This window comes from Sphingorhabdus sp. M41, from assembly GCF_001586275.1.
GTDB lineage: Bacteria > Pseudomonadota > Alphaproteobacteria > Sphingomonadales > Sphingomonadaceae > Parasphingorhabdus.
The window spans coordinates 1,264,852-1,287,023 of sequence record NZ_CP014545.1 but is presented as its reverse complement, the minus strand read 5'-3'; the positions used below and the strand labels follow the sequence as shown (position 1 = coordinate 1,287,023).

The 22,172-nt window shown below is 57.6% G+C and carries 23 protein-coding genes; 1 reads left to right on the top strand and 22 read right to left on the bottom strand.

Translation table 11 applies throughout. The features are described 5' to 3' along the window. Window positions 1-3 precede the first annotated feature (3 nt). From nuoN to efp, 17 genes are all read right to left on the bottom strand, one after another. Complete coding sequence (nuoN, locus tag AZE99_RS06170; RefSeq protein WP_067198930.1) at window positions 4-1,458, bottom strand: NADH-quinone oxidoreductase subunit NuoN; 1,455 nt, start codon at window positions 1,456-1,458, stop codon at window positions 4-6. Further along, window positions 1,458-2,996 (bottom strand): NADH-quinone oxidoreductase subunit M, encoded by a 1,539-nt coding sequence (locus AZE99_RS06165; protein WP_067198928.1) that lies wholly within the window; start codon window positions 2,994-2,996, stop codon window positions 1,458-1,460. The genes nuoN and AZE99_RS06165 overlap by 1 nt, the downstream gene beginning before the upstream one ends. Beyond that, window positions 2,996-5,005, bottom strand: coding sequence for an NADH-quinone oxidoreductase subunit L (nuoL, locus tag AZE99_RS06160; protein WP_067198926.1), 2,010 nt, complete (start codon window positions 5,003-5,005; stop codon window positions 2,996-2,998). The genes AZE99_RS06165 and nuoL overlap by 1 nt, the downstream gene beginning before the upstream one ends. A 109-nt stretch (window positions 5,006-5,114) precedes the next feature. Beyond that, window positions 5,115-5,420 carry an NADH-quinone oxidoreductase subunit NuoK gene (nuoK, locus tag AZE99_RS06155; protein ID WP_067198924.1) on the bottom strand — a complete coding sequence of 102 codons (306 nt, stop codon included), beginning with the start codon at window positions 5,418-5,420 and terminating at the stop codon, window positions 5,115-5,117. Between the two features lie 151 nt (window positions 5,421-5,571). Continuing rightward, complete coding sequence (locus tag AZE99_RS06150) at window positions 5,572-6,186, bottom strand: NADH-quinone oxidoreductase subunit J (RefSeq protein WP_067203351.1); 615 nt, start codon at window positions 6,184-6,186, stop codon at window positions 5,572-5,574. A 193-nt stretch (window positions 6,187-6,379) separates the two neighbouring features. After that, entirely contained in the window at window positions 6,380-6,865 is a 486-nt protein-coding gene (gene nuoI / locus AZE99_RS06140; protein WP_067198921.1) for an NADH-quinone oxidoreductase subunit NuoI, read from the bottom strand. Further along, window positions 6,862-7,920, bottom strand: coding sequence for an NADH-quinone oxidoreductase subunit NuoH (nuoH, locus tag AZE99_RS06135; protein ID WP_067198919.1), 1,059 nt, complete (start codon window positions 7,918-7,920; stop codon window positions 6,862-6,864). The genes nuoI and nuoH overlap by 4 nt, the downstream gene beginning before the upstream one ends. Before the next feature lie 160 nt (window positions 7,921-8,080). Continuing rightward, window positions 8,081-10,096 carry an NADH-quinone oxidoreductase subunit NuoG gene (gene nuoG / locus AZE99_RS06130; RefSeq protein WP_067198916.1) on the bottom strand — a complete coding sequence of 672 codons (2,016 nt, stop codon included), beginning with the start codon at window positions 10,094-10,096 and terminating at the stop codon, window positions 8,081-8,083. 123 nt (window positions 10,097-10,219) lie between these two features. After that, complete coding sequence (gene nuoF, locus AZE99_RS06125) at window positions 10,220-11,542, bottom strand: NADH-quinone oxidoreductase subunit NuoF (RefSeq protein ID WP_067198914.1); 1,323 nt, start codon at window positions 11,540-11,542, stop codon at window positions 10,220-10,222. Further along, complete coding sequence (locus tag AZE99_RS16430; protein WP_257721893.1) at window positions 11,542-11,664, bottom strand: hypothetical protein; 123 nt, start codon at window positions 11,662-11,664, stop codon at window positions 11,542-11,544. Before AZE99_RS16430 ends, nuoF begins: the two co-directional genes overlap by 1 nt. A 96-nt stretch (window positions 11,665-11,760) precedes the next feature. Beyond that, a complete protein-coding gene (nuoE, locus tag AZE99_RS06120; protein ID WP_067198912.1) occupies window positions 11,761-12,426 on the bottom strand; it encodes an NADH-quinone oxidoreductase subunit NuoE in 666 nt (221 codons plus the stop codon). A gap of 115 nt (window positions 12,427-12,541) precedes the next feature. After that, the gene (locus tag AZE99_RS06115) at window positions 12,542-13,774 is read right to left on the bottom strand and encodes an NADH-quinone oxidoreductase subunit D (RefSeq protein WP_067198910.1); all 1,233 of its coding nucleotides are present in this window, start codon (window positions 13,772-13,774) and stop codon (window positions 12,542-12,544) included. Between the two features lie 154 nt (window positions 13,775-13,928). Further along, window positions 13,929-14,711, bottom strand: a complete 783-nt coding sequence (locus AZE99_RS06110) for an NADH-quinone oxidoreductase subunit C (protein WP_067198908.1) — start codon at window positions 14,709-14,711, stop codon at window positions 13,929-13,931. Window position 14,712: 1 nt separating this feature from the next. Further along, a complete protein-coding gene (locus AZE99_RS06105; protein WP_067203350.1) occupies window positions 14,713-15,228 on the bottom strand; it encodes a NuoB/complex I 20 kDa subunit family protein in 516 nt (171 codons plus the stop codon). A 47-nt stretch (window positions 15,229-15,275) separates the two neighbouring features. After that, window positions 15,276-15,650 carry an NADH-quinone oxidoreductase subunit A gene (gene ndhC, locus AZE99_RS06100; RefSeq protein ID WP_067198906.1) on the bottom strand — a complete coding sequence of 125 codons (375 nt, stop codon included), beginning with the start codon at window positions 15,648-15,650 and terminating at the stop codon, window positions 15,276-15,278. Window positions 15,651-15,754: 104 nt separating this feature from the next. After that, entirely contained in the window at window positions 15,755-16,573 is an 819-nt protein-coding gene (locus AZE99_RS06095) for an inositol monophosphatase family protein (protein ID WP_067198904.1), read from the bottom strand. A gap of 125 nt (window positions 16,574-16,698) precedes the next feature. Next, window positions 16,699-17,262 carry an elongation factor P gene (gene efp, locus AZE99_RS06090; RefSeq protein WP_067198902.1) on the bottom strand — a complete coding sequence of 188 codons (564 nt, stop codon included), beginning with the start codon at window positions 17,260-17,262 and terminating at the stop codon, window positions 16,699-16,701. Between the two features lie 71 nt (window positions 17,263-17,333). Here efp and AZE99_RS06085 point away from each other — a divergent pair, with 71 nt between their 5' ends. After that, on the top strand, window positions 17,334-17,675 hold the full coding sequence (locus tag AZE99_RS06085; RefSeq protein WP_156472119.1) for a hypothetical protein: 342 nt from the start codon (window positions 17,334-17,336) through the stop codon (window positions 17,673-17,675). Here the strand turns inward: AZE99_RS06085 and thiE are convergent. From thiE to gap, 5 genes are read right to left on the bottom strand one after another with little or no spacing between them, the layout of a single operon-like run. Next, entirely contained in the window at window positions 17,672-18,310 is a 639-nt protein-coding gene (gene thiE / locus AZE99_RS06080; RefSeq protein ID WP_067198898.1) for a thiamine phosphate synthase, read from the bottom strand. The genes AZE99_RS06085 and thiE overlap by 4 nt on opposite strands. Before the next feature lie 19 nt (window positions 18,311-18,329). Next, on the bottom strand, window positions 18,330-19,001 hold the full coding sequence (locus AZE99_RS06075; protein WP_231862703.1) for an O-methyltransferase: 672 nt from the start codon (window positions 18,999-19,001) through the stop codon (window positions 18,330-18,332). Window positions 19,002-19,016: 15 nt separating this feature from the next. Then, window positions 19,017-19,904, bottom strand: a complete 888-nt coding sequence (locus AZE99_RS06070) for a fructose bisphosphate aldolase (RefSeq protein WP_067198896.1) — start codon at window positions 19,902-19,904, stop codon at window positions 19,017-19,019. Between the two features lie 19 nt (window positions 19,905-19,923). After that, window positions 19,924-21,120 carry a phosphoglycerate kinase gene (locus AZE99_RS06065; RefSeq protein WP_067198894.1) on the bottom strand — a complete coding sequence of 399 codons (1,197 nt, stop codon included), beginning with the start codon at window positions 21,118-21,120 and terminating at the stop codon, window positions 19,924-19,926. Window positions 21,121-21,139: 19 nt separating this feature from the next. Continuing rightward, a complete protein-coding gene (gene gap / locus AZE99_RS06060) occupies window positions 21,140-22,147 on the bottom strand; it encodes a type I glyceraldehyde-3-phosphate dehydrogenase (protein ID WP_067198892.1) in 1,008 nt (335 codons plus the stop codon). Between the last annotated feature and the right edge of the window lie 25 nt (window positions 22,148-22,172).

Below are 22,172 nucleotides of genomic sequence, written 5' to 3'. Positions count from 1 at the left end.
TGGTCAGAAGAGCGCCGCTGCCGCTGCGGCAGTTATAGGCGCGATCGCCGGTATCGCTAGATAGCCTAGCGGTGACACACAGAGCGCCAATATGGCGATCAATATATTTTCCGCCTTATGTCCCGTGACCACGATCTCGTTGGCAGGATTGTCGAAATAGATGATCTTGACCACCTTGATGTAATAAAAGGCGCCAATTACCGAAGCGGCAATACCGATGACCGCCAGCGGCAACATGCCCGCAGCAACGGCGGCATCAAAGACCATGAACTTGCCCCAGAAACCGAATAGCGGCGGAATGCCGGCCAGCGAGAACATGAATATCGCGAAAGCAGCGGCAAGACCGGGACGCGTCTGCGACAATCCGGCCAGGCTGGACAGGCTTTCCAGCGGCTTGCCATCCTTGTCGCGCATTTCGAGCACACATATAAAGCTGCCCAATGTCATCGCTACATAGATCGCCAGATAGAACATCATCGCGGAAATGCCCTGAGCGGTCCCGGTAGCGAGACCGATCAGCAGGAAGCCGACATTGTTGATCGAGCTATAAGCCAGCAGACGCTTGATATTCTGCTGTCCGATCGCGGCGACCGCACCAAGAATGATAGAGGCCAAGGCCACAAATACGATGATCTGCTGCCAGGCCGAAGTCTGGCCACCGAAGGCTTCGATGATCACGCGCGCTGTCAAAGCTACCGCGGCAACTTTCGGGGCGCTGGCGAAAAAGGCACTGACCGGCGTCGGTGCGCCTTCGTAAACGTCGGGCGTCCACATATGGAAGGGCACGGCGCTGATCTTGAAGGCAAGCCCCGAGAGCACCAGCACCAGTCCGATCAGCGGGCCAGTGGAAAGATCGCCGTTCAGGGTTTCGCCAATCACCGCGAAGCTGGTCGAACCGGCAAAGCCATAGACCAGCGAGATACCGAAGAGCAGCATGCCGCTAGCCAGCGCGCCGAGCACAAAATATTTCAGGCCGGCTTCGGAAGATCTTATGTCGGTGCGAATAAAGCTGGCTAGCACATAGGCGGACAGGCTGTTCAGTTCGAGACCGATATAGAGGGTCATCATGTCGGTGGCAGAGACCATCATCCCCATGCCGATCGTGGCGAAGAGGATCAGGACCGGATATTCCGACCGATATTTCCCGCCGTCCTGGAAGAAGCGCGGCGCAACGATCAGCGATATGATCGCCGCCAGATAGACCAGGAATTTCGCCGAACTGCCAAAGGCATCCATGCGATAGAGGCCGTCAAAGGCTTCCGCTCCGCCCTTGAATTCGGGCTTGTGTGCCAGCACCATCAACAAGATCGAAGCGCCAAAAAGCGCGGCAACCGACAATATGGTGATCAGACGCGCGGCCTTTTCCTGGCTCCACGCCGCTACCAGCAGCAGGATCAGGCTCGAGACCGACAGGAAGACTTCCGGCGATACCAGCCAGAGAGAAGATGCAAGGTTCATTAGTGCGCCTCCCCATGGGCTTCATCTTTGATTGCCGGTTTCGCCTCACCCATTTTGAGGTGCGCATCGCCTTCCGGTGCGGCGCGGTCGATGCGTGCAACCAGCGCTCCCACGTCACCGCGGATCGGCGCCATGAAGCTTTCGGGATAGACACCCATCCACATCACAGCAGCGGCGATAGGCGCGAGCAACGCCATTTCCCGGGCAGAAAGGTCCGGCATGGCTTTGACATCCTCGTGAACAAGCTCACCGAAGGCAACCCGGCGATAGAGATAGAGCATATAGCCGGCGCCCAGGATGATACCCGTAGTAGCGACAAGCGTGACCCAGCTGTTGACCTTGTACAGGCCGATCAGCGAGAGAAATTCGCCAACGAAACCGCTGGTGCCCGGCAGGCCGATCGAGGCCATGGTGAACAGCAGGAACAATATTGCATATTTCGGCATGTTGATCGCCAGCCCGCCGTAGCGATCGATTTCGCGTGTGTGCAGCCGGTCGTAAATCACGCCGACGCAGAGGAACAGCGCGCCGGATACCAGACCGTGGCTCAGCATCACGACAATCGCGCCTTCAATGCCCTGACGGTTGAACGCGAACAGGCCGAGCGTGACGATCGCCATATGGGCAACCGACGAATAAGCGATCAGCTTCTTCATATCCTGCTGCACCAGCGCAACGAGAGACGTGTAGACCACAGCCACCATTGACAGGCCGAAGACCAGCCAGATGAACTGTTCGGACGCTTCCGGGAACATTGGCAGCGAGAAGCGCAGGAAGCCGTAGCCACCCATTTTCAGCAATACGCCAGCCAATATGACCGAACCGGCGGTCGGTGCCTGAACGTGGGCATCGGGCAGCCAGGTATGGACCGGCCACATCGGCATCTTCACCGCAAAGCTGGCAAAGAAAGCCAGCCACAGCCAAGTCTGCGCCTCGGGCGCAAAATCATAGTTGAGCAACGTCGGGATATCGCTGGTTCCGGCATCCTGCACCATCCACAGCATCGCGATCAGCATCACCACCGAACCGAGCAAAGTGTAGAGGAAGAATTTGTAGCTGGCGTAAATCCGGTTGGCGCCGCCCCAGATGCCGATTATCAGATACATCGGGATCAGGCCAGCCTCGAAGAGGATATAGAAGAGGAAGATATCCTGCGCCGCAAAGACGCCGATCATCAGCACCTCCATGAACAGGAAAGCCGCCATATATTCGCCGACCCTGGTCTGGATCGATTCCCAGCTGGCACCGATGCAGATCGGCATCAGGAAGACGGTGAGCATGATCAGCATCATCGAAATGCCATCGATCCCCAGCGCCCAGGCAAAATTTCCGAAGAGTTCGGACCGCTCCACATATTGCCACTGCGGACCGCCAATATCGTAATTGGCCCAGAGCAGCACACCCAGGCCGAACAGCACCAGCGTCGTCACAAGCGCCAGCCAGCGCGCCGCCTGCGCATTGAGGAACAGGCAGATAATCGCTGCCAGCATCGGCAGTCCCATCATCAGGGACAGGATCGGGAAATCAAGCTGGTTCATTAGCTGGCTCCCTGCACGATAATCCAGGTCGCTGCGGCAGCGAGGCCAAGCAACATGACGAGCGCATAAGTATAAAGATATCCGCTCTGGAAGCGTTTCATCACGCCGGAGCCGCTGGCGATCACCGAAGCAATACCATTGGGGCCAAAGCGGTCGATCGTGCCTTCGTCACCCGTCTTCCAGAATTTGCGTCCCAGCCAGAAAGCGGGGCGGATGAAGATCAGATTGTAGAGCTCGTCGAAATACCATTTGTTGAAGAAGAACTGGTAAAGCGGGCTGAAGGTCGCGGCCAGACGCGCGGGACGGTCCTTGCCGAAGAAATACATGAAGATGGCAGTTCCGAGACCGGTCAGCATGGCGACGGTCGAGGACAGCTTCACCCACAGCGGCACTTCGTGAATTTCGTGCATCAGATGCTCGTTGAAAGCCAGGCTTCCGGCCCAGAAAACGGCACCCTCGGCTGCTTCAACAAACTGATTGTGGAAGACGAAACCGGCGAAAACCGCACCGGTGGCCAAAACGCCAAGTGGGATAAGCATGGAAACAGGACTTTCATGAGGATGATAGCCGCCGGTTTGATCGGCGCCGGCTTCCTCGGGCGTTTTATGGACGCTATGTTGAATATGCTCGGACTGGATCCAGCGCGGCGTGCCCCAGAAGGTCAGGAACATCAGTCGCCAGCTGTAGAAGCTGGTCAGCAGCGCAGCGAGCACGCCGATGAAGAAGGCGAACTGGCCGACTTCGGTGCCGCTGGCAAAGGCAACCTCGATAATCGCGTCCTTGGAATAGAAGCCGGCAAAACCGCCAAGGCCGACGATACCGACACCGGTAATCGCCAGCGTTCCGGCCATCATCGCCCAGAATGTCAGCGGGATTTCTTTCCGCAGGCCGCCATAATAGCGCATGTCCTGTTCGTGATGCATTGCGTGGATCACCGAACCGGCGCCAAGGAACAGCAGCGCCTTGAAAAAGGCATGGGTGAACAAGTGGAACATCGCCGCGCTATATGCCCCGACACCAGCGGCGAAGAACATATAGCCGAGCTGTGAACAGGTAGAATAAGCGATCACCCGCTTTATGTCATGCTGGACCAGGCCAACCGTGGCAGCAAATATCGCGGTCGAAGCGCCAACGATGGTGACGACCATCAGAGCCACCGGACTGGTTTCAAACATTGGCGAAAGACGGCAGACCATGAATACGCCTGCGGTGACCATGGTAGCGGCGTGGATCAGAGCGGAAACCGGTGTCGGCCCTTCCATCGCGTCAGGCAGCCATGTGTGCAGACCAAGCTGTGCCGACTTGCCCATCGCGCCGATGAACAGCAGCAGGCAGAGAATGGTCATCGTATCGAGACGCATGCCGGCAAAGGTGATCGACGAACCGGCCATTGCCGGAGCGGCTTCGAGGATTTCGGGAATGGACACCGTGCCGAAGACCAGAAACGTACCGAAAATACCGAGCATGAAGCCAAGGTCGCCAACGCGGTTGACAACGAAAGCCTTGATCGCGGCCGCATTGGCGCTGGGCTTCTTGAACCAGAAACCGATCAGCAGATAGGACGCCAGGCCAACGCCTTCCCAGCCAAAGAACATCTGAACCAGATTATTCGCCGTGACCAGCATCAGCATGGCAAAGGTAAACAGCGACAGATAGGCGAAGAAGCGCGGCTGATCCGGATCTTCGTCCATATAGCCCCATGAATAGAGATGCACGAGAGCGGACACGGTGGTTACCACGACAAGCATCACGGCAGTCAGCGCATCAACGCGCAGGGCCCAGTCAAAATTCAGGTCACCGGATATAATCCAGGTCAGAACCGGCACCACTTCCGCGCTGCTGGCTCCGCTCAGAAAGCCGATGAATACCGGCCAGCTCAAGGCACAAGAAGCGAATAGCGCGCCCGTTGTGACGATTTTCGCTGGCACATTACCGATGATACGATTGCCGAAACCGGCAACAATCGCTGCCAGCAAAGGCAGGAAAACTATGAGGATGATGCTGTTCACGCTTGCCCCCGGAGCCGTTCGTGCTGAGCTTGTCGAAATATGAACGGAGTGCGCGCAACCTGCCCTTCGACAGGCTCAGGGCGAACGGTAATGTTAGACGAACTCATGTTCACCCCTTCATCCGGTTGACATCATCGACGGCAATGGTGCCGCGCTGACGGAAGTAAATCACGAGAATGGCCAGCCCGATGGCGGCCTCGCCTGCGGCCACGGTCAGGATGAACATGGCGAACACCTGTCCGGTCATATCGCCGAGAAAGGCGCTGAACGCGACAAAATTGAGATTCACCGCAAGCAGGATCAATTCGATCGCCATCAGGATGATGATGATATTCTTGCGGTTGAGAAATATGCCGAGCATCCCCATCACGAACAGGATGGAGCTGACGACGAGATAATGTTCGATACCGATCATGACATATCCCCGGCTGCTGAATATCTGGCGGAAAGAAAATCCGTTCGTGCTGAGCCTGTCGAAGCACAGCTGTCGAAACGCGATTTTACCGACGAACCGGGTCCTTCGACAGGCTCAGGACGAACGGTGGACGGAGCCGATAGATTCTGCATCACAGTTCCACTCCCTTGCCGACTTCAGGCTGCGTATTGCGGGTCGCGTCTTCGGGCCGGCGAGCGACCTGATCTGCGATATTCTGTTTGCGGACGCCACCACGCGTACGATGCGTCAGCACGATCGCGCCGACCATCGCAACCAGCAGGATCATGCCCGCGGCCTCGAACAGGAAGACATATTTGCTGTAGAGCAAGGCACCCAGCTGTTCGATATTAGACGGCGCGCCTTCCGGCAGGCCGACCGCAGCAGTGGCCTCGCCCATGCCCGCGGACTGCCAGGTGCCCACGCCGAAGATAATCTCGACCACCAGCACCAGCGCCAGCAACAGACCAAGCGGCAGGTTTTTCATGAAGCCCGCTCGCAATTCGGCAAAATCAATGTCGAGCATCATCACGACAAACAGGAACAGGACTGCAACCGCGCCAACATAGACGATGACCAGCAGCGCCGCGATAAATTCCGCGCCAACCAGCAGCATCAGACCCGCCGCGTTGAAAAACGCGAGGATCAGCCACAAGACACTATGCACCGGATTGCGCGCGAAGATGCAGAAAGCACCGCTGGCAAGCACGATGGATGCGAATAGATAGAAAGCAAATATTTGCATTATGCGCAACCTCCCTGAAGCGAAGCTTTGGGGAGGTGGCGCGCAGAATGCGCGACGGAGGGGCCGAACGAAGTGAGGATGGCGCATAGCCCCTCCACCATCCTGCGGATGGTCCCCCTCCCCGTGCTGCGCACGAGGAGGAAAAGTTCAGCATATTTTTGCACATTTTCCCCCATTGGATTCATCACAGCGCCCATTAACGATAGGGCGCATCGGCGGCAAGGTTTGCCGCGATTGCCCGCTCCCATTTGTCGCCATTTTCCAGCAGTTTCGATTTGTCGTAAATCAGCTCTTCGCGCGTTTCCGTCGCATATTCGAAATTCGGACCCTCGACAATCGCATCGACCGGGCACGCCTCCTGGCAGAAACCGCAATAGATGCACTTGGTCATGTCAATGTCATAGCGTGTGGTGCGGCGCGAGCCGTCTTCGCGCGGCTCGGCCTCGATCGTTATCGCCTGCGCCGGGCAGACCGCTTCGCACAGCTTGCAGGCAATGCAGCGTTCCTCGCCATTGGGATAGCGGCGCAACGCATGCTCCCCCCGGAACCGCGGCGAAATCGGGTTTTTTTCATAGGGATAATTGATCGTCTTCTTCGCCTTGAAGAAATATTTCAGCGTCAGCATATGCGCGCCGATAAATTCCCAAAGGGTGAAGGCCTTGATGGTTTGTGCGATATTCATAGCGGCAATCCAAACTTGTCAATCATCACATAGCCGCTGATCAGGAACACCCAGAGCAGGCTAAGCGGCAGGAATATTTTCCAGCCCAGACGCATCAGCTGGTCATAGCGGTAGCGCGGGACCGTCGCCATCACCCAGCTGAAGATGAAAAAGAAAAAGAACATCTTGCCGAACAGCCAGAAGATGCCCGGAATATCGAACCACGGAATCCAGTCGACATCCAGCGGCGGCAGCCAGCCACCCCAGAACAGGATCGCGTTAAGCGCGCACATCAGCAGGATATTGGCATATTCGCCGAGCCAGAACAGAGCGAAGGACATCGAACTATATTCGGTCTGGTAACCGGCGACCAGCTCGCTTTCCGCTTCGGTCAGGTCGAATGGATGGCGCGCCGTTTCCGCCATCGAGGCGATCAGGAACACCACCGCCATCGGAAACAGCAGCGGGTTCAGGCCATAGGCATTGACCAGACCAAAAATATGACCCTTCTGGGCCATGATGATGTCGGAAAGGTTGAAGGTTCCGGCAAACAGCACCACCGAAATCAGGACGAAACCGATCGAGACTTCGTAGGAAATCATCTGCGCGGCGGCGCGCATGGCGGAGAAGAACGGATATTTGGAGTTACTCGCCCAACCGGCAATGACCACGCCGTAAACACCGAGCGAACTGACCGCCAATATATAGAGGAGCCCGATATTGATATTGGCGAGGACCATGTCTTCGCCGAATGGAATGACCGCCCAGGCGAGCAGGGCCACGGTGAACGTGATAATCGGCGCCAGCAGGAATAGGCCCTTGTTGGCGCTCGACGGAATGATCGTTTCCTGCAGGAAAACTTTCAGACCGTCGGCAAAGCTTTGCAGCAGGCCAAAGGGACCCACCACATTGGGTCCGCGCCGCAGCGCCATGGCCGCCCAGATTTTCCGGTCAACATAAATGATCATCGCAACGGCCAGCATCAGCGGCAGAGCGATCAGCAGGATCAGGGCCAGCGTGGCAACGAACCAGCCGAGCTCGGCACCAAGGAAGGTGGTTTGGAGATATTCGGTCATCTAATATTTCCTCCCTGAAGCGCAGCTTTGGGGAGGTGGCGCGCCGAAGGCGTGACGGAGGGGCCGAACGCAGTGAGGTAGCGCGGTGCCCCTCCATCATCCTGCGGATGGTCCCCCTCCCCGTGCTTCGCACAAGGAGGAAAAATGGCGGTTAAATTATTCATTCTGCCGCCTCCATAATCTCGTCATCGGCATGCAACAATTCTGCGGAACAGCGCTGCATCGTGCCACTGGCCCGGGCGATACTGTTGGTCAGGTAGAAATCCTTGACCGGATGGACGCCCTGCCCCTTTGGCTTGTCCGGCAAACCGGATGGCGGGTTCCATGCCATTGAGACAAGCCCCTCGACGGCCAGTTCAGGATGATCCATCGCCATGTTGCCGCGCAATTCCGCGAAACTGTCGAACGGCAGTGTCTTGCCCATCACATCAGATAAAGCCCGCAATATGCTCCAGTCTTCGCGCGCATCGCCCGGCGCAAAGATCGCCTTGTTCGAACGCTGCACGCGGCCTTCCAGATTGACATAAGTGCCGTTTTTCTCGGTATAGGCGGAACCAGGCAGGATTACGTCCGCTGCATGAGCGCCAGTATCGCCGTGATGACCGATGAAGACCTTGAAGCTGTCCTTGAACGGCTCGTAATTCATTTCGTCCGCACCCAGTGCGAACAGCAATTTCGGTTTCTTTTCCGCAATCGCCCTGATGCCACCCTCATGGGCATAGCCGAGCATCAGACCGCCGGTGCGCGAGGCGCCGATATGCAGCACGTTGAAGCCGTTCCAGCCTTCGCGCACAAGCTTGAACTGTTTCGCAAGTTTCAGGGCCGCACCATGCACGCCATCTACGCTCAATCCGCCGCCGCCCAGAATCAGCGCGGGTTTTTCCGCCTGCTCCAGAGCATCCTTGACCGCATTCGGCAGCTTGCCGAGCAGCCCCATATCGTCACCAAGCCATTCGACCGGATAGGTCAGGTCTGCTTCCGGTCCGATACCAAAGACTTTCGTATTGCCCTTGCGTACCGCCTTGCGGATACGGGTGTTGACCAGCGACGCTTCCCAGCGCGGATTGGTCGAGACCAGCAGGATCACATCCGCTTCCTCGATACCGGCGATGGTCGAGTTGAAATTCACCGCAGCGAGATTGGACACATCATAGGAAAGCCCGGTTTGCCGGCCTTCCAGCATATCCGATCCCATTGATTTCAGCAGCTTTTTCGCGGCGTACATTGTTTCGCAATCAACCAGATCGCCGGCAATAGCGGTAACCGAGCTGCCTGCGTTGACATCGGCGATAGCCTGAAACGCTTCGTTCCAGGTCGCTTCTTCCAGCTTGCCGTTCCTGCGCACATAAGGCTTGTCGAGGCGGCGCTTCATCAGGCCGTCGATTGCGTGGCGAGTCTTGTCGGTCGCCCATTCCTCGTTCACGTCATCATTGACGCGCGGCAAAGCGCGCAGCACTTCGCGGCCACGACTGTCGATGCGGATATTGGTGCCAACTCCGTCCATCACATCGATGCCGAGCGTCTTGGTCAGTTCCCAGGGACGCGCTTCAAAAGCATAAGGCTTGCTGGTCAGCGCGCCAACCGGGCAGAGATCGACAACATTGCCGGACAATTCGCTGTGCACCGCGCCTTCGAGATAGGAAGTAATCTGCATCCCTTCGCCGCGGCCAATAGCGCCGATTTCCTCGACGCCAGCGACTTCCTCGGCAAAGCGAACACAGCGCGTACAATGGATGCAGCGGGTCATCGCCGTCTTGATGATCGGCCCCATATATTTCTCGGTAACCGCGCGCTTATTCTCTTCGTAGCGCGATCCCCCCTTGCCATAGGCCATCGCCTGATCCTGAAGGTCGCATTCGCCGCCCTGATCGCAAATAGGACAATCGAGCGGATGGTTGATCAGGAGAAACTCCATCACCCCTTCGCGCGCCTTCTTGACCATTTCGCTGTCGGTGCGGATTTCCTGACCTTCGGCGGCGGGCAAGGCACAGCTCGCCTGCGGCTTCGGTGGTCCCGGCTTCACCTCAACCAGACACATGCGGCAATTGCCCGCGATGCTCAGCCGCTCATGATAACAGAAACGCGGGATTTCCTTGCCCGCAAGCTCTGCAGCCTGCAGCACGGTCGCGCCCTGGGGCACTTCGATTTCGATGCCATCTACGGTGACTTTAGGCATGGATGGTCTCCGAAAAACATTCGTCATGCTGAACTTGTTTCAGCACCCCGTGAGAAACGAGCGCGAACTGCCTTTGGGGGTCCTGAAACAAGTTCAGGATGACGAAGGGAGTTGAAATCGCCATCATTCCGCCGCCTCCATCACTTGCGCGCCCTTATGTTCGTTTATTCGACGCTCCATCTCGGGACGGAAATGCCTGATCAGACCCTGGATCGGCCAGGCCGCTGCATCACCGAGGGCGCAGATGGTGTGACCTTCGACCTGCTTCGTCACTTCATAGAGCGTATCGATATCGCCAATTTCGGCGTCGCCATCGCGCATTTTTTCCATCACCCGCCACATCCAGCCGGTGCCTTCGCGGCACGGCGTGCACTGGCCGCAGCTTTCGTGCTTGTAGAAATAGCTGAGCCGCGAAATGGCGCGGACGATATCCGTCGACTTGTCCATCACGATGACCGCCGCCGTGCCGAGACCAGACCCAACTTCCTTGAGCCCGTCAAAGTCCATTGGCGCGTCCATGATCATCTCGGCCGGCACCAGCGGAACCGAAGAACCGCCAGGAATGACCGCAAGCAGATTGTCCCAGCCGCCGGTAATGCCGCCGCAATGTTTCTCGATCATGTCCTTGAACGGGATCGACATGGCTTCCTCGAACACCGCCGGTTTGTCGACATGGCCGGAAACCTGAAAGAGCTTTGTGCCGTGATTGCCTTCGCGGCCAAAGCTGGCGAACCAGGCCGCGCCACGCCGCAGGATCGTTGGAACGACCGCTATGCTTTCGACATTGTTCACCGTCGTCGGGCAGCCATAGAGACCAGCACCGGCAGGGAATGGCGGCTTCAGGCGTGGCTGGCCCTTCTTGCCCTCGAGGCTTTCGATCATCGCGGTTTCTTCGCCGCAGATATAGGCACCGGCGCCGCGGTGGACGAAGACGTCGAAATCATAGCCGGATTTGGCGGCATTCTTGCCGATCAGCCCCGCGTCATAGGCTTCCTTGACGGCCGCCTCCATGACCTTGGCTTCAAAAATATACTCGCCACGAATATAGATATAGGCCGCCCGCGCGCGCATCGCGAAACCGGCGATCAACGCGCCTTCGATCAGCTTGTGGGGATCGTTGCGCAGGATTTCGCGGTCCTTGCAGCTGCCCGGCTCGGATTCATCGGCGTTGATGACGAGAAAGCTCGGCCGCGGATTGCCCTGGCTGTCCTTGGGCGCTTCCTTGGGCATGAACGACCATTTCAGACCGGTCGGAAAACCCGCCCCGCCGCGACCGCGCAGGCCGCTGGCCTTCATTTCCTCGATAATCTTGTCATTGCCGCGCTTGATAATATCAGCGGTATTGTCCCAGTCACCGCGCTTCCGCGACGCCTTCAGGTCCCACGACTGGAAACCATAGACATTGGTGAAGATGCGGTCCTTGTCCTGAAGGAAATCAAACGCCATTATTTTTTCCTCCAGCGGCCCCACAGGCCGCCGATAATGCCAAGGACAACCACGGCGAGCCCGATCCAGCCTGCATATCCGTCGACTTGCATGGCATCAATATCCTCCACGCTTTTCGTCATCCTGAACTTGTTTCAGGACCTCCATCGGAGAATAGCGCTCTTGCCGCGCGGGGTGCTGAAACAAGTTCAGCATGACGATATTGGCACAAAAACCCATCACCATTCCCCCCGGTAATCGTGATTTTCATCGACCATCGCGTGCAGGTTCGTCGGACCACCCTCGGCTTCGCTGGTCTTGCGACCGATTTGCGAACCGACTTTGATATCCTTGCCTGCGGCCAGATCCTCAAGGATCCCGGTCATGACGTCATAATTGAGATCTTCGTAATTATCGTCGTTGATCTGGACCATCGGCGCGTTCGAGCAATTGCCCATGCACTCGACCTCGGTCAGGGTAAACAGCCCGTCCGGCGTGGTCTTGCCCTTGGCCATGCCCTTGTTCTTGCAGGCGGCCATCACATCGTCGCTGCCGCGCAGCATGCACGGCGTGGTGCCGCAAACCTGAACGTGAAAACGACCGACCGGCGCCAGATTATACATGGTGTAGAAGGTCGCGACTTCATAGGCCCGCATATAGGGCATATCGAGATAGGCGGCGACATATTCGATCACCGGAACCGGCAGCCAGCCTTGCGTCTTGGTGTCCGCACCGACCTGCCGCTGGGCGAGGTCGAGCAGCGCCATGACCGCCGATTTCTGGCGGCCAGCCGGATATTTCGCGATCTGCCACTTGGCGAGTTTTTCATTGTCCGGCGTAAACGCAAAATCGCCCCATTTGGCGCGGGTTTCGATTTCATCGGGGATGGTTGGGGATTCAGCCATTATCGTACTCCCGTCATTGCGAGCGTAGCGAAGCAATCCAGAGCGTCTGCGCGCGAGGCTCTGGATTGCCGCGTCGCTTCGCTCCTCGCAATGACGTTATGTGAATTGCGTAATTTCACCGGTCACACTCCCCGAACACAATATCAATCGCGCCCAATATGGCAGTGGCATCCGGCAACATATGGCCTTTGGTCATGAAATCCATCGCCTGCAGATGCGAGAAAGCGGTCGGCCGGATCTTGCAGCGATAAGGTTTGTTGCTGCCATCGCTGACCAGATAAACACCAAATTCGCCCTTCGGGCTTTCGGTCGCGACATAGACTTCGCCGGCGGGAACGTGGAAGCCCTCTGTATAGAGCTTGAAATGGTGGATCAGCGCTTCCATCGACTGTTTCATCTCGGCGCGCTTGGGCGGGACAATCTTGCGATCGGTCGAGGCAACGGGCCCGTCCGGCATTTCATTCAGGCACTGGCGCATGATCCGTGCGCTCTGCCGGACCTCCTCGACCCGCACCATGAACCGGTCATAGCAATCGCCTTTGGTACCGACCGGCACTTCGAAATCCATCCGGTCGTAAACGTCATAAGGCTGCGACTTGCGCAAATCCCAGGCGACACCGCTGCCGCGCAATACCGGGCCGGAAAAGCCCCAGCGCACGGCATCGTCCTGCGAAACCGTCGCGATATCGACATTGCGCTGCTTGAAAATGCGGTTGCCGACGACCAGGCTCATCGCATCGTCGAACAGCTTCGGGAATTCGTCCAGCCAGTCGGCGATATCGGTGAGCAGTTTCAGCGGCACGTCCTGATGCACGCCGCCGGGCCGGAACCAGGCGCTGTGCATGCGGGCGCCGCTGGCCCGTTCGAAAAAGTTCATGCACTGCTCGCGAATCTCGAACACCCAGATATTCGGCGTCATCGCGCCGACATCCATGACATGGGCACCGATGTTGAGCATATGGTTGCAGATCCGGGTCAGCTCGGCGAACAATACCCGCAGATACTGGCCGCGCAGCGGAACCTCAAGATCGAGCAATTTCTCGATCGCCAGTACATAGCTGTGCTCCATCGCCAGCGGCGAGCAATAGTCGAGCCGGTCAAAATAGGGCAAGGCCTGCAAATAGGTCTTGTGCTCGATCAGCTTTTCCGTACCGCGGTGCAGCAGACCGATATGCGGATCGACCCGTTCGACAATCTCGCCGTCCAGTTCCATCACCATGCGCAGCACGCCGTGCGCTGCGGGATGCTGGGGCCCGAAGTTAATCGTGAAATTCTGGATTTCCAGATCGCCAACCGTCGGATCGGCCTCGTCCGCGATATGGTCCATTTCGTCGAGATAGTCAGACATTAGATGCCCACCTTTCCGTTCGCTTCGAGCGAAGTCGAGAAGCCGTGAACCAGAGTTCCACTCTCCCGTTCGCTTCGAACGAAGTCGAGAAGCCGGTTGTGGTGGATAGAAGTGTCTCGTCTACGCGCGACACAAACGGGAGCGTTGCTTGCCATCACTTACCCTCCCCCTTTTTCTGGGTCCCGGACTTGGTCCGTGTCGGAGCCGGCTTTTTGACGTTAGCCTCTTTGCGCTTCGAGGGCTTGGCAGCCTCCTTGTCGGCTTTCGCGCCAGCGCCAGTTTCGCTTGTTTTGTCAGTGGTCTTCGGAGTCGGCGGCGGCGCTTCGCCACCCACTTTTTCGTCTCCGGGCAGGATATAGTCGGCGCCTTCCCATGGCGACATGAAATCAAAGCTGCGGAAATCTTGGGCCAGTTTCACCGGCTCGTAGACCACGCGCTTGGCTTCTTCGGAATAGCGCATCTCGACATAGCCGGTCAGCGGAAAATCCTTGCGGAACGGGTGACCCTGAAACCCATAGTCGGTCAGGATCCGCCGCAGGTCGGTATTGCCGTCGAACAATACGCCATACATGTCGAACACTTCGCGCTCGAGCCAGCCAGCAACTTCCCAGATATGGGTGACGCTGGGCACCGGCGTGTCTTCGTCCGTTGTGACCTTGACCCGGATGCGGTGGTTCTTGGTCAGGCTGAGCAGATGATAGCAGACCTCGAAACGCTCCGGCCGATCCGGATAGTCGACGCCGGCAATCTCGACCAATTGTTGATATTCATGCTTGTCGCGCAGCTTGTCGAGGACCGAGGCAAGCTTTTTGCGCTCGACGGTAAAGCTGATTTCGCCATAAGCTTCTACGGTATTCAGCAAGGCAGCGCCGATCGCCTTGCCAAGCTTGGCGGCGACGCCCTCGTTGCTGGAAATTGCTGGTGCTGAATGACCCATATTAGCGCTCAAACGTCCCGATGCGGCGGATCTTTCGCTGCAATTGCATCACACCGTAGAGCAAAGCCTCTGCGGTTGGCGGACATCCAGGCACATAAATATCAACCGGAACGATCCGGTCGCAACCGCGAACCACGGAATAGCTGTAATGATAATAGCCGCCGCCATTGGCGCAGCTGCCCATCGAGATCACATATTTCGGATTGGACATCTGATCATAGACCTTGCGCAAGGCCGGCGCCATTTTGTTGCAAAGCGTTCCGGCAACGATCATCACGTCAGACTGGCGCGGGCTGGCGCGCGGTGCGGCGCCAAAGCGCTCCATGTCGTAGCGCGGCATGTTGACGTGGATCATTTCGACCGCACAGCAGGCCAGGCCGAAAGTCATCCACCAGAGCGAACCGGTACGGGCCCATTGAAACAGCTCTTCGGTCGAGGTGACCAGAAAGCCCTTGTCATTCACTTCCGAATTCAGATCCTTGAAGAAACCCTCATCGGGCTGCTGCTCGGTCCGCATCGGCGTGCCGTCAGCGTTCAGAATCGCCGATCCGCTATTATTGGGTTCTAGTCCCATTCCAGCGCTCCCACTTTCCAGGCATAAGCAAAACCGATGATCAGTTCCGCGAGAAATACCATCATCGTCGTCCAGCCCACCCAGCCGGTCAAATCAAGAGACACGGCCCACGGGAACAGAAACGCCGCTTCAAGATCGAAAATGATGAACAGGATCGCCACCAGATAGAAGCGCACATCAAACTGGCTGCGCGAATCTTCAAAGGCGGGAAAGCCACATTCATATTCCGAGAGCTTTTCCGCGCTCGGATTATGGGTCCCGGTCAGCCGGGACACGCCCATCGGCAGGAACACAAAGGCTGTGGACAGCCCCGCGGCTACAAACAGGAACAATAAGATCGGTGCATATTCGGAAAGATCGACCACTGATGACTCGTTTCGCTAATATTCGGGGCCGCTTTTAGGCAGTGGCTCCCCATGCCGCAAGGGCGAAGTCGCTTAAATTATGGGCTTTTGCGAGCGATTCGCAGTTACAGCAGCGACTTTGCCAATATCCGGTGCAGCTTGCTGTGCAGCGCTTCGTTCGATGCCAATATTTCACCCTGACCAATCGGCTGATCGCCGCCGGTATAATCGGTGACAAAACCGCCGGCTTCGCGAACCATCAAAATGCCTGCAGCAACGTCCCAGACTTTCAGTCCGGCTTCCCAGAAGCCGTCATAGCGGCCGGCAGCGAGCCAGGCGAGATCGAGTGCGGCCGAGCCGTTGCGGCGGATGCCAGCAACTTGCGGCGCAACGGCGCCGAAAATCCGCGCCCATTCGCCAAGATCGCCATGCCCCTTGAACGGGATGCCGGTGGCTATCAGGGATTCGGAGAGATCGCGGCGGGCCGACACGCGCAGACGCCGTTCGCCGAGCCAGGCACCCTTGTCCATTTCCGCCCACCAGGTCAGGTCGGTCAGCGGCTCGTAGATCAGGCCACTGGTAATCTTGCCCCAGCCGCGGCCGTCGAGCGATGGCTCCTGCACCGCGATCGAAATGGCGAAATGGGGGATGCCGTGAAGAAAATTGGTGGTGCCGTCGAGCGGATCAATGATCCAGCGCGGCTTGCCTTCCTCGCCTTCGATCATGCCGCCTTCTTCGAGCACGAAACCCCAGCCGGGCCGCACTTTCAGCAGCTCGTCGTAAAGAATCCGCTCGGCGCGCATATCCGCCTTGGAAACGAAATCGGCAGGACCCTTCTTGGAGACCTGCAGATGCTCGACTTCGCCAAAGTCGCGGCGCAGGCGCGAACCCGCCTTGCGTGCTGCGCGCTCCATGACGGTGATAAGGGCGGAATGTGCTGGCATTTCATAATCTCCCCCCTCCCGTTTACGGGAGGGGCTTGGGTTGGGTCTATAGGGTTTTCAAAGAACAGGCGAGCAGCATTCTCATGCCCACCCCTGACCCCTCCCGCAAGCAGGAGGGGAAATGATTAGCTGGCCTTGCCGACATATTCGCGGGCATAGACATCAACGATGATCCGGGTACCGGCCGAAATGAACGGCGGCACCATGACACGAACACCATTGTCGAGAACGGCAGGCTTGTAGCTGGACGAAGCCGTCTGGCCCTTGACCACCGCATCGGCCTCGACAATTTCTGCTTCGATCTGGTCTGGCAATTGCACGGAGATCGGCTTTTCGTCGTAAAGCTCCAGTTGCACATCCATGCCATCCTGCAAAAATTCCGCCGCATCGCCCAGCAAGTCGGCTGGCAAAGTGATCTGCTCGTAATTTTCCTTGTCCATGAAGGTCAGCATGTCGCCATCGGCGAAAAGATATTGAAAGGTCTTCGTGTCGAGACGGACTTTTTCCAGCGTGTCGGCACTACGGAACCGGACATTGGTCTTGCGACCATCGACCAGATTCTTCATCTCGACCTGCATATAGGCCCCGCCCTTGCCCGGCTGCGTATGCTGGATCTTGGCAACCTTCCACAGGCCACCTTCATATTCCAATATATTGCCCGGCCGGATATCTACACCGCTGATCTTCATCGCTAGTCTCGCTTGATAGATTGTTTGATTGAGCGGCGCTGTAATCTGCTGGCTGATAATAGGCAAGCCCGGTGACGATGAAAGCCGGCGATGATGACAGCCAGTATGATGGTGCGCAGGTCTTTTTCATACAATACGGCGAATCACCCGGCAGCTATCACAAGATCATGGAACAGACAGATATCACCCGGCCACGGCGCGACGATAGGAAGGCAAGCCCTTGCGAAAAAACTGCGCTGGCCGCTGGCCTGTTCGGCTATTCGATTGGTGAGGGCCAGATGCAATCGTTCAAGCCGACTGAGGGCTATTTGCGCGACATGGAGCAGATGCCCAATTTTACCCCGCCCCGTGTCAGCAGTTTCGTCGCCCAATATCTCGCATCGCAGATCGGTACGACCCGCAGTTCGTCCTAACCTTCCGAGCCGACTTCCAGCCTTGCGGCAAATTTCCCGACCGCCTGGGCCGGCCCCGCCGGATCATTCCACACGGCTCCGCACACGGCCAGAAAATCGGCGCCGGCGTCGATCAGCGGCTGACAATTTTCCGGCGTGATCCCGCCAATTGCGACGCTCGGAATTTCCATCATTTCAGACCACCATTCCAGTATATCCAGCTCCGGCCTGTGATGAGTTTCCTTGGTATCGGTGGGGAAAAACGCGCCGAAGGCAACATAATTGGCGCCGCCCTCGCCCGCCTCCATCGCCAGATGACGGCTGTCGTGGCAGGTAATGCCGATCTGGACATCCTTGCCCAGCTGCTCGCGCGCGGCTTTCAGGCTTTCGTCACCCTGCCCCAGATGTACGCCATCCGCGCCCAGCTGCCGGGCCAGCGCGACATCATCATTGACGATGAAGGCCACGTCAAATTCATCGCAAATCGCTTTCAGCGGTTCAGCCAATCGTGCGGCTTCCTGCTGATCCAGGTCTTTCACACGAAACTGGAAAGCCGCGACGGGAGCGGCTTGCAGGGCTTCCCGCAAACGGTCCGGAAAGCGCCCGCCGACGTCGAGTGGCGAAATCAGATATAGCTGGCAGGGAATGTCGGTCATGGGCAGACTTCTAGCGCTTTCATTGGACCAAGGCGAGCAGGAAACCATCCCATTTCTTGCTGCCAACGGTCTGGATTGCGGTGGCGTCGATTTTGGCATTGTCTTGCAGCGCGTCATATAATGCACGGGTTCCGGAAACCTTGGGATCGCTGGACTGCGGATTGATCACCTCGCCCTCCCGCACGACATTGTCAAAAATCAGCATCGTGCCCTGCCGTGACAATTGGATCGCATAGTCAAGATAGGCGGGATAATTGTCCTTGTCGGCATCGATGAAGACAAAATCGAACGCCGCCTCGCCTTCGCTGCACATGGCTTCAAGCGTATCGCATGCCGGTCCGATACGGATATCAACGCTACGGCCGACACCCGCATGCTCGATATTGGCGCACGCCACTGCTGCATATTCCGGTTCGAGTTCCAGCGTGACCAGCACACCATCTTCGCCCAGCGCACGGGCGAGAAAGATGGAAGAATAACCGCCGAGCGTACCGATCTCGAGAATGCGCCTTGCTCCAACACCGCGCGCCAGCAACTGCAGCATCTTGCCTTGCGCCAGCGACACGTCAATCGGCGGCAGTCCCGCCCGCCGGTTATTTGCCAGCGCTGCTTCCAGTGCCGTGTCCTCCCCAATCAGTTTGCCAACGATATAATCATCGACAGCAGACCAACCGGGATCGGACAGCGACAAGCCTAGGCCCTCCGGTCAGGTAATCGAAGCGCGATAAATCTGGTCAATCGCACCGCCGAGCACCGCATCAAATTCCTCGTCGCTCTGCGAAACCCGCAAATCCTGCAGCAAGCCGCGGCTGAAGCTGGCGATCATGCCCTTGTTCTTGGCCAGCTGCTCGCACGCATCTTCGGTGGAATAGCCACCAGACAGAGCGACCAGCCGAACCACCTTGGGGTGATCGACCAGGGACTGGTAGAGATTGGGCTCAACCGGAATCGACAGTTTCAGCATCACCCGCTGATCGTCCGCCAGAGCGTCCAGATGCTTGGTCAGTTCGCCGAGCAAAATCTTGTCGCATTCAGCGCGCTCTTCGCTTTTGATATTCACTTCCGGCTCGATGATTGGCACCAGCCCGTGGCTCAAGATCTGTTTGCCGAAATCGAATTGCTGCGCGACAACCGCAGCGATTCCTTCCGCATTGGCCTTGTTGATCACCGACCGCATCTTGGTTCCGAAAACACCCTTTGAAACCGCATGGGCGCACTGGGCATCCAGATCAGGGATCGGTTTCATCAACTGAACACCGTTCACTTCGTCCTCGAGGCCCTTGTCGACTTTCAGAAAAGGCACGACGCCGCGATCCCAGAGCGCTTCCGGTACCGGTTTCCCGCCGGCATCGCCATTCATGGTCTTCTCGAACAGGATGGCACCAATCACCTTGCCGTTGCCGAAGCTGGGCGAGGTAATGATGCGGCTGCGCATCTTGTGGATCAGACCGAACATCTCATCGTCATTGGAGAAGCTATCTTCACCAATGCCATAGCCAGCCAGTGCTTTTGGCGTCGAGCCACCGCTCTGGTCCAGCGCGGCGATAAAGCCTTGGCCATTTTCGATTTTGCTCATCATTTCATTATTCGCCATTCTTGGTTCCCTGATATTTTCATTTTATTTGGTTAAGCACTTCGACGCCGGGCAAAGGCTTGCCTTCCATCCATTCGAGGAAGGCACCGCCCGCGGTCGATACAAAGCTGAAATCGTCGGCAACGCCGGCGTGATTGAGCGCCGCGACCGTGTCGCCGCCACCGGCCACCGAAAGAAGCTGCCCTTCTTTGGTCAGGGCAGCCGCGGTTCTGGCTAGCGCAACGGTGGCACTGTCGAACGGCGGCGTCTCAAAGGCGCCCAGCGGACCGTTCCAGACCAGCGTCTTGCAGGTCTTGAGAACATCGGACAGCGCTTCCACCGCGGCAGGCCCGATATCGAGGATCATTTCGTCATCGGCCACTTCATGGACGTTGACCGTGCGGGTTGGCGGATTGGCGCGGAATTCCTTTGCCACCACCACATCATAAGGCAGATGCACGGTGCAGTCGGCCCTGTCTGCGGCCGCCAGTATTTCGTTGGCGGTATCCGCCAGCTCATGTTCGCACAGGGATTTGCCGACATTGACGCCGCGCGCCGCCAGAAATGTATTGGCCATGCCGCCGCCGATGATCAGATGATCGACTTTTTCCACCATCTGCCGCAGCACGTCGAGCTTGCTGGACACTTTCGCCCCGCCGACAACCGCAGCAACCGGATGTTCGGGATTGCCCAGCGCCTTGTCGAGCGCGGTCAATTCGCGTTCCATCGAACGGCCCGCATAAGAAGGCAGACAATGGGCCAGCCCCTTGGTGGTCACATGCGCGCGATGCGCTGTCGAAAAGGCATCATTGACGTAGAAATCACCGAAAGAAGCGAGCGCCTTTGCCATGGCCGGGTCATTCTTCTCTTCACCCGGTGCAAAACGGCTGTTTTCCAGCACCGTGATACTGCCTTCCGGCAAAGCATCGATCGCGTCCTGATCTGGCTTCTGCATGAAACCGACGTCCCGACCGAGCACCGCAGCCAGCGGTGCAACCACGGGTTCCAGCGAATATTCCGGCTTATACTCGCCTTTCGGCCGTCCGAAATGAGCGAGCAACAGCAGTTTCGCGCCCTTGTCAGCCAGTTCGACAACCGTCGGCAACAAGGCTTTCAGACGCATATCGTCGGTTACCTTGCCGTCCGCCATCGGGACGTTCAGGTCGACGCGGACCAGGCCGCGTTTTCCCCGAACATCACCTATATCATCAAGCGTTTTAAAACTGTTAGCCGACATTAATCAGAACCCTTGTGAATTAAAGCATGCCTGCCATGACCTTGGCAGTATCAATCATGCGGTTGGAGAAGCCCCATTCATTGTCATACCAGCTGACGACACGGACAAGCTTGCCGTCCATCACTGTCGTTTCCAGACTGTCGACCGAGCTGCTCGCCGGCTGATGGTTGAAATCGCTGGAAACCAGCGGCTTGTCTTCAAACACCAGCACGCCCTTCATCGGGCCTTCAGCTGCGGCTTTCAGTGCGCCGTTGATTTCTTCAACGCTGGTATCGCGGCCGGGTGTGAACACCAGATCGACCAGGCTGACATTCGGCGTCGGTACGCGGATCGAAGAGCCGTCCAGCTTGCCGTTCAGCTCTGGCAGCACCAGACCGACGGCGCGGGCAGCACCCGTGGTTGTCGGAATCATGTTGACCGCACCAGCCCGCGCGCGGCGCATGTCGCTGTGCATCTGGTCGAGAATCCGCTGGTCATTGGTATAGCTGTGGATCGTGGTCATGAAACCCCGCTCGATACCGACTGCGTCGTTCAGCACCTTGGCCACCGGTGCCAGGCAGTTGGTGGTGCAGGAAGCATTGGAAACAATGATATCCGATGACGTCAGGACGTCGTGATTGACGCCGAAGACAACCGTTTTCAGGTCGCCCTTTGCCGGTGCCGAGATCAAGACGCGCTTTGCGCCGGCATCGATATGCGGCTGCGCAGCGTCCTTGGACTGGAAGAAGCCGGTGCACTCCAGCACGATGTCGATACCCATGGCAGCATGCGGCAGATCGCCGGGATTGCGTTCAGAGGTAACGGCAATTTTCTTGCCATTGGCCATGATATGATCGCCATGCGCGGTGACTTCGCCAGGGAAGCGGCCGTGCACGCTGTCATAAGCGAAAAGCAGCGCATTGGATTCGGCATCGGCAAGATCGTTGATCGCGACCAGCTCGAAATTGTCATCTTCGCGCTCCAGTATCGCGCGGGCGACAAGACGGCCGATCCGGCCAAATCCGTTAATTGCTACTTTTGTCATCAATTTTGCTCCTTTGAATTCGAACTTG

Excerpts from the sequence above, each read along its gene's own strand:
- nuoN (WP_067198930.1), bottom strand. The coding sequence starts at position 1,458 with ATGAACCTTGCATCTTCTCTCTGGCTGGTATCGCCGGAAGTCTTCCTG.
- AZE99_RS06165 (WP_067198928.1), bottom strand. The coding sequence starts at position 2,996 with ATGAACCAGCTTGATTTCCCGATCCTGTCCCTGATGATGGGACTGCCG.
- nuoK (WP_067198924.1), bottom strand. The coding sequence starts at position 5,420 with ATGATCGGTATCGAACATTATCTCGTCGTCAGCTCCATCCTGTTCGTG.
- nuoI (WP_067198921.1), bottom strand. The coding sequence starts at position 6,865 with ATGAATATCGCACAAACCATCAAGGCCTTCACCCTTTGGGAATTTATC.
- nuoH (WP_067198919.1), bottom strand. The coding sequence starts at position 7,920 with ATGACCGAATATCTCCAAACCACCTTCCTTGGTGCCGAGCTCGGCTGG.
- nuoG (WP_067198916.1), bottom strand. The coding sequence starts at position 10,096 with ATGCCTAAAGTCACCGTAGATGGCATCGAAATCGAAGTGCCCCAGGGC.
- nuoF (WP_067198914.1), bottom strand. The coding sequence starts at position 11,542 with ATGGCGTTTGATTTCCTTCAGGACAAGGACCGCATCTTCACCAATGTC.
- AZE99_RS16430 (WP_257721893.1), bottom strand. The coding sequence starts at position 11,664 with ATGACGAAAAGCGTGGAGGATATTGATGCCATGCAAGTCGACGGATAT.
- nuoE (WP_067198912.1), bottom strand. The coding sequence starts at position 12,426 with ATGGCTGAATCCCCAACCATCCCCGATGAAATCGAAACCCGCGCCAAA.
- AZE99_RS06115 (WP_067198910.1), bottom strand. The coding sequence starts at position 13,774 with ATGTCTGACTATCTCGACGAAATGGACCATATCGCGGACGAGGCCGAT.
- AZE99_RS06110 (WP_067198908.1), bottom strand. The coding sequence starts at position 14,711 with ATGGGTCATTCAGCACCAGCAATTTCCAGCAACGAGGGCGTCGCCGCC.
- AZE99_RS06105 (WP_067203350.1), bottom strand. The coding sequence starts at position 15,228 with ATGCGGACCGAGCAGCAGCCCGATGAGGGTTTCTTCAAGGATCTGAAT.
- AZE99_RS06095 (WP_067198904.1), bottom strand. The coding sequence starts at position 16,573 with ATGCCAGCACATTCCGCCCTTATCACCGTCATGGAGCGCGCAGCACGC.
- efp (WP_067198902.1), bottom strand. The coding sequence starts at position 17,262 with ATGAAGATCAGCGGTGTAGATATCCGGCCGGGCAATATATTGGAATAT.
- thiE (WP_067198898.1), bottom strand. The coding sequence starts at position 18,310 with ATGACCGACATTCCCTGCCAGCTATATCTGATTTCGCCACTCGACGTC.
- AZE99_RS06070 (WP_067198896.1), bottom strand. The coding sequence starts at position 19,904 with ATGGCGAATAATGAAATGATGAGCAAAATCGAAAATGGCCAAGGCTTT.
- AZE99_RS06065 (WP_067198894.1), bottom strand. The coding sequence starts at position 21,120 with ATGTCGGCTAACAGTTTTAAAACGCTTGATGATATAGGTGATGTTCGG.